The 16,681-nt window shown below is 56.4% G+C and carries 13 protein-coding genes; 1 reads left to right on the forward strand and 12 read right to left on the reverse strand.

The window, feature by feature from the left end; translation table 11 throughout:
* Positions 1–106 precede the first annotated feature (106 nt).
* On the forward strand, positions 107–592 hold the full coding sequence (ybaK, locus tag DCL27_RS11615) for a Cys-tRNA(Pro)/Cys-tRNA(Cys) deacylase YbaK (RefSeq protein ID WP_035599474.1): 486 nt from the start codon (positions 107–109) through the stop codon (positions 590–592).
* Positions 593–680: 88 nt separating this feature from the next.
* Here ybaK and ushA read toward each other — a convergent pair whose 3' ends face one another.
* From ushA to dnaX, 12 genes are all read right to left on the reverse strand, one after another.
* Entirely contained in the window at positions 681–2,339 is a 1,659-nt protein-coding gene (gene ushA / locus DCL27_RS11620) for a bifunctional UDP-sugar hydrolase/5'-nucleotidase UshA (protein WP_035599473.1), read from the reverse strand.
* Positions 2,340–2,578: 239 nt separating this feature from the next.
* Complete coding sequence (locus DCL27_RS11625) at positions 2,579–3,649, reverse strand: fimbrial protein (RefSeq protein WP_035599471.1); 1,071 nt, start codon at positions 3,647–3,649, stop codon at positions 2,579–2,581.
* A 9-nt stretch (positions 3,650–3,658) separates the two neighbouring features.
* Positions 3,659–6,247, reverse strand: coding sequence for a fimbria/pilus outer membrane usher protein (locus DCL27_RS11630; protein WP_005296632.1), 2,589 nt, complete (start codon positions 6,245–6,247; stop codon positions 3,659–3,661).
* Positions 6,248–6,264: 17 nt separating this feature from the next.
* Positions 6,265–6,951: a fimbrial biogenesis chaperone gene (locus DCL27_RS11635; RefSeq protein ID WP_005283607.1), complete on the reverse strand. Its 687-nt coding sequence runs from the start codon at positions 6,949–6,951 to the stop codon at positions 6,265–6,267.
* A gap of 47 nt (positions 6,952–6,998) precedes the next feature.
* Positions 6,999–7,532 carry a fimbrial protein gene (locus DCL27_RS11640; protein ID WP_005283605.1) on the reverse strand — a complete coding sequence of 178 codons (534 nt, stop codon included), beginning with the start codon at positions 7,530–7,532 and terminating at the stop codon, positions 6,999–7,001.
* 736 nt (positions 7,533–8,268) lie between these two features.
* Positions 8,269–9,570 (reverse strand): inosine/guanosine kinase, encoded by a 1,302-nt coding sequence (locus DCL27_RS11645; RefSeq protein WP_035599469.1) that lies wholly within the window; start codon positions 9,568–9,570, stop codon positions 8,269–8,271.
* A gap of 73 nt (positions 9,571–9,643) precedes the next feature.
* Entirely contained in the window at positions 9,644–10,621 is a 978-nt protein-coding gene (hemH, locus tag DCL27_RS11650) for a ferrochelatase (protein WP_005296638.1), read from the reverse strand.
* A 145-nt stretch (positions 10,622–10,766) separates the two neighbouring features.
* Positions 10,767–11,411 carry an adenylate kinase gene (gene adk, locus DCL27_RS11655; RefSeq protein ID WP_005283578.1) on the reverse strand — a complete coding sequence of 215 codons (645 nt, stop codon included), beginning with the start codon at positions 11,409–11,411 and terminating at the stop codon, positions 10,767–10,769.
* Positions 11,412–11,618: 207 nt separating this feature from the next.
* A complete protein-coding gene (gene htpG, locus DCL27_RS11660) occupies positions 11,619–13,490 on the reverse strand; it encodes a molecular chaperone HtpG (RefSeq protein WP_035599467.1) in 1,872 nt (623 codons plus the stop codon).
* 175 nt (positions 13,491–13,665) lie between these two features.
* Complete coding sequence (recR, locus tag DCL27_RS11665; protein ID WP_005283568.1) at positions 13,666–14,271, reverse strand: recombination mediator RecR; 606 nt, start codon at positions 14,269–14,271, stop codon at positions 13,666–13,668.
* Positions 14,271–14,600, reverse strand: coding sequence for a YbaB/EbfC family nucleoid-associated protein (locus DCL27_RS11670; RefSeq protein ID WP_005283566.1), 330 nt, complete (start codon positions 14,598–14,600; stop codon positions 14,271–14,273). The genes recR and DCL27_RS11670 overlap by 1 nt, the downstream gene beginning before the upstream one ends.
* Positions 14,601–14,645: 45 nt before the next feature.
* Entirely contained in the window at positions 14,646–16,619 is a 1,974-nt protein-coding gene (dnaX, locus tag DCL27_RS11675) for a DNA polymerase III subunit gamma/tau (protein ID WP_035599483.1), read from the reverse strand.
* Between the last annotated feature and the right edge of the window lie 62 nt (positions 16,620–16,681).

Raw genomic sequence — 16,681 nt, forward strand, 5'->3', positions numbered from 1 at the left:
TGATTGTTAACCTCGTATACTTTTTCAACCAGTACGATACGCGGGGGGAGCACTCCGCGTTTTGTATGATATATAATGCTAAAAAATATATCATGAGGTTGTAGCGATGACGCCTGCCGTTCTCTTATTAGAAAAAGACAAAATCACTTTCACCCTGCATGCCTATGAGCATGATCCTCACGAAACGAACTTTGGCGATGAAGTGGTACGTAAGCTGGGGCTCAGCGCCGATCGCGTCTACAAGACACTGCTGGTCGCCCTAAACGGCGACAGTAAGAAGCTGGCCGTTGCGGTCACCCCCGTGGCCGGACAGCTCGATCTGAAGAAGGTCGCCAAGGCGCTCGGCGCCAAGAAAGTCGACATGGCCGATCCGCAACTGGCGCAACGCGTCACCGGCTACCTGGTCGGCGGTATCAGTCCGCTCGGGCAGAAGAAACGCCTACCGACGGTGATCGATGAGGGTGCCCGCCTGTTCGATACGATCTTCGTCTCCGGCGGTAAGCGTGGGCTAGACATCGAGTTGGCCGCCGCGGATCTGGCCGCGCTCTTGCAGGCCACCTTTGCCGATATCGCCAAGCGTGACGCGGCCTAAACGCAACCCCACCGGTGATAAAAAAACGGCATGCCTGGCATGCCGTTAACGTAATTAACACCGCCGTGAATGGCGTAAGCTACCCAGCTTAATCGTGGTAGACGATCTCGCCTTGCGGCTGGTAGTCGGCCGCCTTAATCGGCGAGTGACGCTGGATGTAATCCTTCAACACTTCGGCATCGACGAACCCGGTATTCACATAAGCAGGATGCTGAGTAACGTTAGGGTAGTCGTCGCCACCACTGGCGTTAAAACTGAGCAATGCCAGACGGTAGGTCTTATCGGCGGCCAGCGGCTGTCCTTTGATCTTCACCTGGCTAACGCCCTGCTTGCCATCGGCGATCAGACTGACATTGGCAAACTGAGCATAGGCACCGGAGTTGGGCTTCTTGTTCGCCACCATGCCCAGATATTTCTCCAGCTCGGCGCCTGTCATATCAACATACGCCACGGTGTTACCAAACGGCTGCACCTTAAGGACATCCTTATAGCTGATGTCACCGCCAGCCATGGAATCACGTACGCCGCCGCCGCTCATCACGCCCAGATCGGCTTGCGTCCGCTCCATCTGCGCCGCCAACAGTAGATGCCCCATATTCGTCTGCTCGAAACGCACCTTACTGCGATCGCCTTCCAGACGCCCCTCAACACGCCCGATCTTTACCCCTAAGGCGGCCTGTCCCTGCTCCTGGAACGGGGTTAACAACTGCAGCATCGCCGTATCCTGCGGGATCTGTTCGGTATAATAGATACGCTGCTTGGTTCCATCGGCCTGTTTCTCTTGCCGGCTCAGGTTGACGGGGATCAATTGATAATGTTGTAGGGTCAGCTCACCGTTACGGAAGGTGAAATCGGCCCGGCCGACATATTTCCCCCACTCATGTGCCTGGACGATCCAGGTGCCGTTCTGCCGATCTGGCGCGCAGGGCGTGCCCGGCACATAATCGCTCTGCTTGCGATTCTCCGCCACCATACACACCGGATCCTGGGAGTGGCCGCCGACAATCATGTCCAGATATCCCGCCGGCAGGGCGCGCGCCATCTCCACGTCGCCGGGCGCGTTCGAGCCATGGGCACCGTTGTCATAATGGCCCATATGCGTCGCGGCGATCACCACATCGGGCTTCTGCTGAGCGCGTAATTGCTCCACCAGTTGGCGCGCTTCTGCCGCCGGTGGCCGGAACTCGATATTCTCCAGGTACTCCGGGTTACCGATCTTGGCCGTATCATCGGTGGTCAGGCCGATCACCGCGATGCGGATCCCCTGACGATCGAACATCTGATAGGGCTGGAACAGGCGCTTACCGCTGTCCTGGGCATAAATATTAGCCGATAACAGGGGGAACGTGGCCCACTTCTGCTGCTGGCGCAAGACACTCAGCGGATTGTCGAACTCATGGTTACCGATGGCCATGGCATCATAGCCCACCAGATTCATACCACGAAAATCGGGTTCAGCGTCCTGCAAGTCGGACTCCGGCACCCCGGTATTGATATCACCACCAGACAGCAGCAGCACCGAGCCCCCCTTGGCGGCAATCTCGGCGCGCAGCCGATCGACCAAGGTCTTCTGTGCCGCCAGGCCATACTCCTCCTGGTCGTTCTGCCAGAAATGACCGTGATGGTCATTCGTGTGTAGTATTGTCAGGTTATAGGTTTTATCTTTTTCCCACGCCAACGACCAGCCCGGCGCCATCGCCAGTGTCAGCGCCACGGCACAGGCTACCCCCCGATAAGTTACTCTCATTGCCATCTCTCCTTGTCGCGATAACGAGCCATCCATGCCTGACTGCCTACGAACAGGAATAAGATAGCGAACGCCGCTATTTTAACCTGAGTTAAGCCACGCTTATGCCGATATATCAGTCAGTTATTGTGATGAGTATCACTTAATAGGCGATTGGGTATACACCGCGGGTCAGTACGGAGACAGACGCGAGAAGAGGAGGTGAACAAGCTAGCGGCGCACGGGGGCGCCGCTAGCGATTATTTGAAGGTAATATCGACGTTGGCCGTCGCGTGGAACTTACCGGCCTTAGGTCGGTCGGTCAGCCACTTCAGATTGGCAACGAAGTTCTCACTGACTTCATGCTGCTTGTCGTGTAACTTCCGGCCGAAGTCGACATTGGTCTGCAGCGGAATCGGCTGCGAGGGATCACTCGCCTTACTCAGAAAGATCCCCACGCCAGGAGCGGTATCGGGCAGGATCAACGTGCGATCGCTGACATCTGGCTTCAGGGTACTGAAGCTCGCCTGCAACTGCTGGCCGCCGCACTGGCCACCCAGCAATTTCGCCGTAATGGTAAAGGGCTGCTGAGCGGCGATCACCCCTGGGCGTGCCTTGGCGGCGCTGAGCGTACCAAAGTTGATGCTATTGCCGCCGTTGGTTTGCACATTAATCTGCGGGTTGCAGTGGATCACCCGGATCTTATCCAAACCGGAGATGTAAGCATTGAAGTTCCCATTGGGACGCGCATCCAGCCCCCCAACACCATCCACCTGAAACAGCGACGGCAATCCCAACGCGGGGAAATCCCCTGGTGGCGGAGGGAGACCGGTCGCCTTGATATAGACCGAATAGCTGACGGTTAACGTACGTGGCCGGGCATATCCCCAACTGTCGGTCGAAGTCCCTTCACCCAGATCTGGCCCACTCGGCCGATTACCGCTCTGCCGCAGGTTAACGTTGTCATAGTCGATCCCGTTAATCGATACACCGATCGCCAAGGAGCGATGCAAATTACCGAAGGCACTACGTGGATTCCAGTAGATATAAGCATGCTCCCCCCGCCCCGTATTCCAGTTATCCCAGCAAGTCAGGGTCGTCGTGAAGTTCCGCGAGCGCCAAATCAGGTTACCCGCGCTAAAATCGGATGCCGATAGAATGATCGGCTGGCCGATATCAATCAGTTGGGTAATATCACCGATCGGATAACGGCTCCAGGCATAGCTTCCCTCACGACAGGAGAGCGCGGAGGCCTGGCGGCTAAAACTTAGCCCCATGAAGATCACCAGAGCCAACAGCAGGAACCGTCTCACGGTTATCGTTATCGTCATACTGTCACCTTACTGAGTCTGACAGGAAAGGGTTAATTCTTGGTAACCGGCCGTTTTCCCCTGTGGGGGGAGATCATGCGGCAACGGTAATACGCACTGCTGATCCGGTTGGTTCCCCCAACGGAGGGTCAGCTTTTCACCCGGCTGGACACCGGAAACATACAAATCACCATTCATGCCAACCGTACCGCTATTGCGCCCCTGCTGGTTGAAGACGCTGGCGCCCACCGCCGGATAGCCCCCCTGCGCCAGGCGACTATGAATTAACAGACTCACGCCGTAGAAGGTATCGAAGCGTACCCGCACGATCGCTTTCTCCGTCGGCACCACCTGTTTACTGGCGACAGGCACATCCAAACCCGGTTGGAAGTCTTGGGTATGCAACGACACGGCATTGAAGCGGTAAGGCGTCGCCGACGGGACCACGGCGTAACCAAAGGGATCGATGCTTACCCCACTCTGGTTGTCGACACGCACGCCATGAGCATGTTTCGCTTCGACCAAAATTATCGTGTTCTGCAACGGTTGCGACAGGGTGACGCCCCCGGCGTGGAGCAATACCCCGCCGGACGCGCCTAACCCCACCTGGTTGTAGCTGTTGCTATAGCTATAGCTGCCGTCCAGGTTGCCGTAAGCGCCGTGATAATTCAGATTCAACGCACTGCTCTGGCCGCCCGACTCACTGTGACCGGTGGTCACGGAGTAACTCATGCGCTGATCATCCAGCAACGTACCACTGACGCCGGCGTTATAGCTGTCGCCCCCCTGGCGGCTATGCGCGCCGCTGAAGTTCAGCGAGACTGAGCGATTGTCACGTCCCCAGCTCAAGGGAATAGAGACGGAGAGGTTGATGCTGCGATCGGCATAACCGTACTGGCTGCGCGTATCCTGAAGATAGAGCCCATAGCTGATGCTACGGAACGCATCGTTATACCCCAACTGGATGGTACGATCGCGACCACCGCCGCCCCAGTAAGTCTGGCTACTAATATTGGCGTACAGCATTGCCCCCTGCCACAGCTGCTGGTTAATGGAGACATCTAACCGCTCCCGCTTGTTGGCATAGCGCGTGGTGTACACCCGATGCTGGTTACGGCTGTCCAGATCGGCGATCCCAGTCTGTGGCTTGCTCGGATCGTAATAACTGTTCTCGTAGATCCCCTGGCGCCAACGACTACGCTCCTCTACCGCATCGGAGAAGTCATAATAGCCAGAGGTAGCGTAGCGGTAACCCGCCAGCTGTACGTTGGTTCCTAACTGGTTGAGGGACTTAGAATAAAGGAAGCGGTAGCTCTGCCCACGAGCCCGATCGCCGTTCGCTAACGCGGTATCGGAATAGGCCGCATCGAAAGAGATCGCCCCCCACTCCCCCATGTTTTTCGCGATGCCGAGAGCCGCAGAACGGTAGTTTTGTCCCACGAGCACCCCACCATAGGGCGTCAAACCATAGGCCATACCACGCGCGACGGTTCCTTGCAGAAAACTCGGCGTATAGGTCGTACTGCCATTTTGGTAGCGCCCCGCCGTCACCTGATAGTTCCAGATCCCCTCACGCAACATATTCGCTACCGAGGAGTAGGACACGGTGAAATGCTTACGCGTACCATCCGCCTCATTTACCGTGACCTGAAGATCGCCGTTATTAGAGTGTGGATAGATATCACGGATCTCAAAGGGGCCTGGCGCCACGTTAGTGCTATAAATGACGTAGCCGTTCTGGCGAATCTCCACACGCGCGTTAGTCGCCGCCACGCCGCGTACCACCGGCGCATAACCGCGTAGGCTTTCGGGCAACATATCATCGACGCTGGAAAGTTGGGCACCACGAAACTGGATACTATTAAACACCGTGTTGTTGGTACTCGCCTGGCCCAATTCCAAGCGGCTACGCCACGCGGGAATATCGGTCTCCGCCCACGTAGCGATATTGTCCCACTGCGTCGACTGGCCACTGACTTTATTCATCGTCATGTTATTACGCAGACGCCAGTTCCACAGGTTGAGACCATTATTCAAAGCCAGAAAGGTATACTCGCTGTTCTCGCCACCCGGATTATGATTCGCGTTACGGTTATAATTCAGGTTGTAGTTGCTGAAGGCGGCGTTGATCCCCTGATCGTACAAAGTATGTGAAATGGCCCCACGCGCCTGTTCGGCTAACAGTACCTGCGGTATAGAGAGATCGATCTGTTGAATCGCCGGATCGAACGACACACTCGCGCCCGGCAATGTCGCCGAGACGTCGACGCAGCTGCCCGGTTTTAACGAATCCGGCAGTTTAACGCCATAGTTAAGCAGATCCTCGACCGTCAGGCAGGGTTGGCTCGCGCCTCCCGCCTTGGCGACGAAACGCACGTCCTTATTATCGACCTGCTGTTTGTTCAGATAGATGGCAAAAGGATATTTTCCCGGTGGCAAGGCATTGCCCTCGGCAACGGCCTGAGCGGCATCAATATTCTCGCTGCCATGAACGAAAGACATGTTGAACTCGGCACGCGCCGTCGCGCTACACAGCAACGACAACGTACTGGCAGAGATGGCCAGACGCACCCAGCGCGCCACATCCGTCCTCTGTTGTCTTAGCTGTTTCTGTTGCACTACTCCACCCCTTTTTATCACTGAACAGACGCGTTTTTAACTTCGCTACGACCCCCAAAATCATTGATATAGCTAAAAGAGATCGTATTTCCGATGTGCACTCCTGCTGGAATAGCAATGGCCAAACGGCCATGTGGATCCACCATGTTGGCTTCGATATCGATAGGCTTACCGTTACTGCCTTGCAGGTGAATAGTGCCGAAAGTGATATGCAAGGGTCCCGGGTTAATCGCCACCAGCTGATTACCTGACTTCTGCCAGCGCAGTTGCTGTACCTGTTGAGGCAAGGTGGTATTCAAGCCACTGGGGCGGTAGAACAATTTAATGCGCGTACGCACCGCAACCTGTAATACATTGTCTTGTTTGGGTGCGGGCGGAATCTCCTGCACATTCACCCATAGCAATGTTTCTTTATCTTGCGGAAAACCCTGACCGGAATAGATGAAGCGTAATATTGCCGATTTTTGCGCATCCAGTTTTACGATCGGTGGAACCACCACCATCGGTAATTTACTGCTGGCCTTACTGCTATCACCTTGATCCAGCCAAGTTTGCACCATGTAGGCATCTTGACTGTCATTATGGATCGGCAACGATGCAGATTTTTCTCCGCCATTATAAATCACACGAGTGGCATCGACCTGAATACCGGCCTGGGCGCTACAAGCCCAAGTCAGCAATAATGCGGCAATTAATTTCTTCATTTTATTCCTTATACAGACCTTCCTTGGCCTCGTATGACAATAAATGATTATTTATATTCGATGGTGAACGGGCTGGTCGCGTTAGCCAGACCGGCGGTAACCGTATCGGCGTAAGAGCGATAACGCGCTTGCAAATTGAAGACAGCCTTCTTATCACCAACAACTTTCACCGTCGGTTCCTCACCTGTCGCCTTGTTAGCAATGGCAAAATGCTTACCATTAATATCGGTGATCTCGATACCGAGCCCTTGTGCCGCGGCGGTAGAACCGTCACCACTGACCGCCAGCAAATCGGGATGCCCTGCGACGGTGTTACCGTCGAAACGCACGGTATAAGTCCCCGGCTCACACTGTTCCAGGTTAATCTGGAAGGCCTTAGAGGCAGATTTATCACCGATCGCCTTAAACGCGGAGGTCGGATACTTGCCCAGGTATACGTCGATATTTTTTGAATCACCACTCACCTGACAAGTAGAGTTAATGATTTCACCGGTAAAATTAACAGTACCGTTGGCGGCGCTGACCTGACCACTCATCACGCTAGCGCTCAGGGCCATAACAGGCAGTAAAATCTTTTTCATGCTGGCACTCCATTTATAGAATAAAACATCCACGCACACCTGCTGTACGGAATGAGGATGAACGAACTTCTCGTATAAAATATTACGAGTGTAGCCATAGGGCTCCACGATTAATAAATCACACGTTATCGATAGAGAGGAAATCAGGCGGTGTAGCTAGTTTCTTTTATAAAAATTAAATAGCCCGACTTCCCTATATAGAGATGGCGGATTAAGACACTACTTATTACTCACTATTTTATATACCCGTAGCCGTAGTTAAGCGTAATTTCTTAATACTAAATTAATTAAATGATAAATCTTGCACAAAGGTTAATTGTCACCTGATAGACAGTAAAATCGATAAAATAGATAACTAATTTTAATTTGATTGATTTTTATGGTATGCGGTTAAGGCGCATTTTAATTCACGCGAACATATCTCCTATCTTTTTGTTTTATAGTTGATTTTTATATTGTATGACTTATTAGTAAGCAGTCGAATATGCGCTAAATCTCACGTTGCAGAAAGTGAAAAGGTGTATTCCGGTTAGAGAAATGGTTGATCATTGACCATTTTTACGCAATTCTTGACCAAATCGCGTTACCGCTCTCCCTTGCGTTATCGGAGAAGCCCGTTCCCCAAAGAGATCATACAAGCCGGCCCTTCTATTGAAGATAGACGATAAAAAAACGCCGGCAATAAGCCGGCGTCTGTCGTTATTCTCGCTCCATCACTCCATAACGGAGCATTCTCTTAGCGTTCCCAGTAAGACTCTTCCAGGCTATCTTCGCGCTCGGGCAAGCCACGCGTCAGGCGCGGCGAGTGTTGATTGAGTACTTGGTAGCTAACACGGTTAGCATATTTACACACCTGCGCCAGTGATGAATAGGTCAGATAGCTGCGCTGATGCTTACTGGAGTTCGGTACGTTGGTACGGTGGAACTCGTTCGCCGCAATATCATGCAACAACGCGGAAAGCGCACCATCCCCGGCACCGTTGGTATTCATGATCTTCTCTGGCCCGCCCATATAGGGAGCAATATGGGAGTAAATGCGGCATGGCGACTCGCACATGCTACGGCGCATCGCCCGGCTGAACTCATACAGATTGAACTCCGGGATCACCCCCGGCAGCAGCGGATGCTGGGTCTTACGCTTACCGTCTTCCTCGGTATAACCCGCCATATACAACCCAACCGGCCCGGCGGTACACAACACCAGATCGACCCACTCCAGCGCCTTATCGGAGGCCGCCAACGGATCGGACAATCCGGTCAGCTCCAGGGCTTCCTCTTCATTCATCGCCACGATGGTGACATGTTCACGCAGGAAATCGCGCCAGAATTGAGGATCGTCGGCGATGACGTATTTCGTTCCCAGGGTCAACACCACCGGGACCTGATGCTTCTTGGCGTAGGCGATGGCTTGCATGGTCGCGTCACGCATCGGCTCACCCGGTTTGCAACGTACCAGGTAGGCGGTCAATACCAACGCCGAGGCGCCAGCGATCACCGACTCGGGAATACTCTCCGGCCGGAGCTGATTCATCATCCCCGGACTGATGGCAAAAGTGCGCTCGCCATTATCGCTGATCAGCGTAAAACAACGGCCAATCGGACCATTCACCCCTTGCAGATGATCCAGATCGGTACGACTGGAGGTATTGCACAGGTAACGGTAGGCATAACTGCCGATCTTCACGTTCTCGCACATCACGCCCAGCAGCACCGAACGGTCGTCAGCCAAGACGGAGTAGTTATGCAGGGTATTGCCGATGGTGCCGCCAGCGAACTCATGGGTGATCAGGTCATTGGCGCACAGCTCTTGGTACAACGCCTCCGCCACCTCATCCTCGATCACCAGCGAGTGTCCTTTACTTAAGTGATAACGGGCGATGAAGGCCTCATCCACTTTGGCCTCGATATCGACCAGCGTCTGGTCGATGCCGACCACATAGGCTTTATCAATTTCATTGTGCTGCGTATTCTGTAGCAGCGGATCGCGGGCGTTGACCGGGAAATAGTGTTTGGACTTGCGTTGACCGGGGAATTTCATCTGTGTTATCGGCAAAAAGAAAAAGGGAGCCTGCAAGAATAGCACACTCCCTCAGTCGTCGTCAGCGACCATCCTACTCGACGCTCGGTGAGAGCCACGCCGCGACTAATTGCTGTAGCAGATCGATCTGCGATGCATCATCATTCAGCGCTGGAATATAAGAGAATTGATGCCCGCCGGCAGCAAGGAAAGTCTGGCGATTCTGCTCATCGATCTCTTCCAGCGTCTCCAGACAGTCGGCGGCGAAACCCGGGCAGATCACTTGAAGGTGCTTAACCCCCTCGCCGGCGAGGGTCGCAACCGTCTCGTCCGTATAGGGAGTCAGCCAAGGTTCGCGGCCGAAGCGAGACTGGAAGCTGATGGCATACTGCGCAGGCGCAAGCCCCAATTCTGCCACCACCGCCAACGTAGTCGCCCGGCAACGCTGTGGGTAATCATCGCCCTCATCGGCATAGCGTTGGGGGATACCATGATAGGAGAACAACAGCTTATCCGGCTGGCCATGCTCGGCGAAGCTGTGACGAATACGTTGGCACAACGCGGCGATATAGGCCGGATGCTCGGCATAGTCACGCACGAAGGTGAGCGCCGGCATGCGCCGTTGCTGCGCGATCCAGGCAGCCACGCCATCGAATACCGCGGCGCTGGTCGAACAGGAGTACTGGGGATAGAGTGGGATCACCAGCAGCCGCGTCACGCCGGCCTCATTCAATGCCGTCAGGGCGCTCGCCAGCGATGGCTCACCATAACTCATCCCTAAGGCGACGGGAATCGACTCACCCAGGCGAGCCTGCAACGCAGCGCATTGACGCTGGCTATAGACCAGCAAGGGCGATCCCTGCTCGGTCCAGATGGATTGGTAGAGACGCGCGACACGTGGCGCGCGCCGCGGCAGGATCAGACCATGCAGCAATGGCTGCCACTGCCAGGCAGGCAGATCGACCACCCGTCTGTCGCTGAGAAACTCCGCCAGATAGCGCTTCACCGCCGCCGGCGTTGCAGCCGATGGCGTCCCCAGATTAACCAGTAATACCCCTTGTTTTTCCGCCATACGGCCCTCGTTGACTGCAATGTCGATAAGGCTATTGTAAAGCATCCTGCGCGCGCCCCCACCAATCGCTGGCATTGGTCGTATAGCTAAGTCGTGGCGACAAAAAAGCGGCCCGCAGGCCGCCTTATTCTGCCGCGTGGCAGCCTTAGCCCAGCACCTTCTCCAACTCGGTACGGACGCTATCGACGCTCTGCGTGCCGTCGATCTTAACGTAGCGGGTATTGCCAGCCTGCGCTTCCTGGCCATAGTAGCCGATCAGCGGCGCGGTCTGCTGATGGTATTCAACCAGACGCTTACGGACGGTCTCTTCTTGGTCATCCTTACGGGTAACCAGATCTTCACCGGTCACATCATCCTTACCTTCCACCTGCGGCGGATTGAATTTGACGTGGTAGACACGGCCAGAGCCCGGATGTACGCGACGACCGATGATGCGCTCGACAATCAGCTCATCCGGTACGGCAAATTCCAGCACATAGTCGACGTTGATACCGGCGTCTTTCATCGCATCCGCCTGCGGGATGGTGCGCGGGAAGCCGTCGAGCAGGAAACCGTTGCGGCAATCTTCCTGGGCGATGCGCTCTTTCACCAGCGCGATGACCAGTTCATCCGTTACCAGCTTGCCGGCATCCATGATCGCTTTAGCCTGTTTGCCCAGCTCGCTACCCGCCTTCACCGCAGCGCGCAGCATGTCACCGGTGGAGATCTGCGGAATCCCGTATTTCTCCATAATGAACTGTGCCTGTGTGCCCTTACCGGCGCCCGGAGCGCCCAGCAGAATGATACGCATCGCGTAATTCCTCTCAGATTATTGCTTAAGATGTAAAAAACGCTAAACCTTACCATTATAACGCCCATCGGCTCAAGGCGACGGCAGCGGGCTGAAACGTGAAACTGCCGGTATCCTGCTCAGCAGCAAGAAAAAAACGGATTTCCAGCCCATCGCCATAAAAAAAGGCGGCCCGTAGGCCGCCCTGTTATGCGATTTCGTCGCCGATCAGGCCAACAACAGTGCGTTGACGCGTTTGATGAACTGGTTCGGATCTTCCAGCGTACCGCGCTCGGCGAGCAATGCCTGATCCAGCAGCAGATCGATCCATTGCGCGAAACGATCGTCCTCCTGCTGTTCGGCGGCGCGCTGCACCAACGGATGCTCAGGGTTGAGCTCGAAGATATACTTCACTTCCGGAACCTGCTGACCGGCCGCGGCGAACAGCTTAGCCATCTGCGTGGTCATCTCGTCGCCGTCGGTGCTGACGACCGCCGGCGTATCGGTCAGGCGGTGAGTCAGACGCACCTCCTTCACCCGCTCGCCCAGCAGCGTTTTCACCCGCTCAACGAAGGGTTCCAGCGCCTTGTCGGCCTCTTTCTGCGCCTCGCTGTCCCCTTCGTCGGCCAACTTCTCCAACGCCTCGTCTTTCTTGCTGACGGACTGGAAGAACTTGGCATCGTATTCCGTCAGGTAGCTCATCATCCATTCGTCGATACGATCGGAGAGCAGCAAGACCTCGATACCCTTCTTACGCAGCAACTCCAGGTGCGGGCTATTGGCGGCGGCGGCGTAACTATCGGCGGTGATGTAGTAGATCTTCTCCTGACCCTCTTTCATGCGCCCGATGTAGTCATCCAGCGACACCGTTTGCAGCGCATTGTCGTTATGGGTCGAGGCGAACCGCAGCAGCTTGGCGATCGCCTCACGGTTGGCGAAGTCCTCCGCCGGCCCCTCTTTCAGCACCTGACCGAACTGCTGCCAGAAGGTCTGATAAGCGTCGACATCGTCCTTAGCCAGTTTCTCCAGCATCTGCAACACACGCTTGGTCAATGCGGCACGCAGGTTTTGTGTGATCCGGCTATCCTGCAACAGCTCGCGCGATACGTTAAGCGGCAGATCATTGGAGTCCACCAGGCCACGCACGAAGCGCAGGTAGTTGGGCATAAACTGCTCGGCGTCATCCATGATGAACACGCGCTGCACATACAGTTTCAGCCCATGCTTATGGTCGCGGTTGAACAGATCCCACGGCGCCTTGGCGGGGATATACAGCAGGCTGGTATACTCCTGCTTACCCTCGACGCGGTTGTGGCTCCAGATCAGCGGATCGCTAAAATCGTGGGCGATGTGCTTATAGAACTCTTGATACTCTTCGTCGCTGATGTCGGCCTTATTGCGGGTCCACAGGGCCTGTGCCTTGTTGATTTTCTCCCACTTCTTCTCACCCTCTTCGCCTTCGCTGCTGAGGATCTCGACCGGCAACGCGATATGGTCGGAGTATTTGCCGATGATATTACGCAGGCGCCAATCGTCGAGGAAATCCTCCTCCCCCTCACGCAGATGCAGGGTGATCTCGGTACCGCGATCCGCCTTCTCGATATCCGCGATGGTGTAGTCCCCCTCACCGGTGGACTCCCAGAAGACGCCCTGATCGGCGCTAGCGCCAGCGGCACGGGTGCGTACGGTCACCTTATCGGCCACGATGAAGGCGGAGTAGAAACCGACACCAAACTGGCCGATCAACTGGCTGTCTTTCGCCTGGTCAGAGCCGAGTGATTCCAAGAAGGCCTTGGTACCGGACTTGGCGATGGTACCGAGGTTTTCGATCACCTCCTCACGCGTCATGCCGATGCCGTTATCGCTCAGCGTCAGGGTGCGGTTGTCGCGATCCACGCTGATGCGTACGCGCAACTCGCCATCACCCTGATACAGATCCGGGTTTGACAACGCACGGAAGCGCAGTTTGTCGGCGGCATCGGAAGCGTTGGAGATAAGCTCACGCAGGAAGATCTCTTTATTGGAGTAGAGTGAGTGGATCATCAGGTGCAGAAGCTGTTTCACCTCTGACTGGAAGCCACGAGTTTCTTGGCCTTTCATTATTCGCTTTTACCTCTCATCGATAACACGCAGATCAAATGGGTTATGTTACAGATGGGGATCGGCATAAGGTTTTCAAGGGGGAAAAGCGAGAAAGCCGTCATGGCGAGGAAAAGCGGGGGCGAGAAAATGAATCGGGGATAGTGCGCATCTATCCCCGTCGCCAACGAGCGGGTTAACGCCTCACCGGGTGACGCCCGGCCAGCGAATGAGACAGCGTGGTGCCATCCACCATCTCCAGTTCACCGCCGACCGGCACACCGTGCGCAATGCGGCTGGCCATCACGCCATGCGCCGCACACATCTCGGCGATATAATTGGCGGTAGCCTCCCCTTCGACCGTCGGGTTGGTCGCCAGGATCACCTCGTTGAGCGTCTCTTGCCCCAACCGCTCCTCCAGCCGATCCAAACCGATATCCTGCGGCCCAATGCCATCCAGCGGTGACAGGTGCCCCATCAGCACAAAGTAACGCCCGGAGTACTGCCCGGTCTGTTCGATGGCATGGATATCCGCCGGGCTCTCGACCACGCAGATCTGCCCATTCTCACGCCGCCGTGCGTTGGCGCAGATAGTACAGATTTCCTGTTCGGTAAAGGTACGGCAATCGCGACAGTGACCGATCTCCGACATGGCGCGCGTCAAGGCCTGCGCCAGGCGCATGCCCCCACTACGATCGCGCTGCAGCAGATGAAAGGCCATGCGCTGCGCCGACTTGGGCCCCACGCCGGGTAGGCACCGCAGAGCCTCCATCAGGGATTCGAGAAGCGGGCTGGTCTGCATCAGAACGGCATCTTGAAGCCCGGCGGCAGCTGCATACCGGAGGAGACGGAAGCCATGCGCTCTTTCTGCTCGCTTTCAATACGGCGCGCGGCATCGTTAAACGCGGCGGCGATCAGATCTTCCAGCATCTCTTTATCGTCTTCCATCAGGCTCGGATCGATCTCCACACGACGGCAGTTATGAGCGCCGTTGATGGTGACCTTCACCAGGCCGGCGCCGGACTCACCGGTCACCTCAAGCAGGGCGATCTCGTCCTGCATTTTCTGCATTTTTTCCTGCATCTGCTGGGCCTGCTTCATCAGGTTACCCAGTCCGCCTTTACCAAACATAGCGTTCTCTCTTTTACATAGGGCCGTGCCATCACGGCACAGCGGTTAAACGGGTCGGATGCTCTCGTCATCCAGTTCGGCGTCAAACAAGCGCCGCAAGGTCTGGATATTGCCATCCGCGGCAATCGACGCACGCGCCTGCGCCAGCTTCTCTTCGTAGATCACCTGGCGCCACTCCAGCGGCGTCCGCTGCTGGGGATCATCATCCTCCACGATGCTCAGCTCCACCGCGCGTCCATAGTGGTCGCTCAGTGCCTGAGCCAGCGTTTGCCGTGCAGAGGCGGAGTTTAAATGACGCTGGGCCGAACGTAAATGCAGAAGCACGCTTCCCTCGGCCGAAGGCACACGAAACGCATTCAACGCCAGTTGCTGTACCAACTTAGGTAACTTGAGGCGACTCAACTCTAACGCCCACGCATCACGCGCCAGCGACTCTTGCGCCAGACACGCCGCTAGCTCAGGGGTTTTCTCATGTTCTAACGCGCTACGTAACGCTTTAGGCGTCGTCTTCGGCGCCTCTACCTGCTCCGGGCGATGCTGAGCCTTCCAGCGGTACGCCTCCTTACGAGCCGGTTGCTGCTCGGCCGCGGCCGCCATCTTCTGCTGACCACGTTCGCTGATATTGGCCAGACGCTCCAGCGCTGAGGAGGCCGGCTGCGCACGCTGCTGCGCCGCCGGCTCACTCTTTTTTACGTCGCTCCCTCCGGCGGCCTTCTGCCGCAGGCGCGAACGGGCCTGTAATAGCTGGGCGGTACTGTCCGGTACGGCGGGCGCCGCCTGCGGGGGCGCGGCAGCGGGGAGAGCGGGCTCCGCGGCCATGGGTACGGCAGCGCGGTGAGGCGCGACCATCCCCTGAGGCGCCACATCGACCAATGGCGGCACACTATGCTCGGCGGCAAAGGCTGAGGCATGCTCCGTCTCGGCGATGTCAACCTTAGGATGAAAGGCCAGCGCGCGTAACAGCGTCATTTCGACACCCATGCGCCGATCCGGTGCGTAGGCCAGCTCTTTACGACCATTGAGCATAATCTGATAAAACAGCTGCAGATCCGCCGGTGGCAGCAGACGCGCCAGCTCGCGCAGACGGGATTCAACGGCGGCATACTGACTGTCTAAGGCGCTAGGCAGTAGCTGCAACATCGCCACCCGATGCAACAGCGTCAGCATCTCCAGCAGCAGATTTTCCCAATCGACGCCACGCCCGGCGGCCTGCTCCACACGCTCCATCACCAAGGCGCCATCGGCGGCGGTCAACGCCTCGATCAGCGCCAACGGTTGCTCATCGTCCAAGGTGCCGAGCATCTGGCTGACCGCATCGGCCGTAATCTGCCCCTGCCCCATGGCGATGGCCTGATCCATCAGACTCAGTGCATCGCGCATACTGCCTTCGGCGGCGCGCGCCAGCAGTTGCAGCGCCCGCGCGTCGGCGGCCAGCGACTCGGCCTGGGCGATCTTCGCCAACTGCGCGCGGATCTGCTCATGATCCAGCGCACGCAGATGAAACTGCAGACAACGGGAGAGGATGGTCACCGGTAGTTTTTGTGGATCGGTGGTGGCCAGCAGGAACTTCACGTGTGGCGGCGGCTCCTCCAACGTCTTAAGCAACGCGTTGAAGCTATGGCGCGACAGCATGTGTACTTCGTCGATCAGGTAAACCTTGAAGCGACCTCGCGCCGGGGCGTACTGCACGTTATCCAGCAGGTCGCGCGTGTCCTCCACTTTGGTACGCGAGGCGGCATCGATCTCCAGCAGATCGACGAAGCGTCCCTGCTCGATCTCCCGGCAATTATCACAGACACCGCACGGGGTGGCGGTAATACCGGTCTCACAGTTCAACCCCTTCGCCAATAGGCGGGCGATACTGGTCTTACCGACCCCACGGGTACCGGAGAAAAGATAGGCGTGATGGATACGGCCCAAAGAGAGCCCGTTCGCCAGCGCCGTCAGAACATGCTCCTGCCCCACGACGTCGGCAAAGGTTTGTGGACGCCACTTGCGGGCGAGAACCTGATAGCTCATCGATGATTCGTCATTGATTGAATAAAAAATTAAGCCGCCCATCCGGGGGATGACCAGCGTGC

This window comes from Edwardsiella tarda ATCC 15947 = NBRC 105688 (assembly GCF_003113495.2).
In the GTDB taxonomy this organism is placed as follows: domain Bacteria; phylum Pseudomonadota; class Gammaproteobacteria; order Enterobacterales; family Enterobacteriaceae; genus Edwardsiella; species Edwardsiella tarda.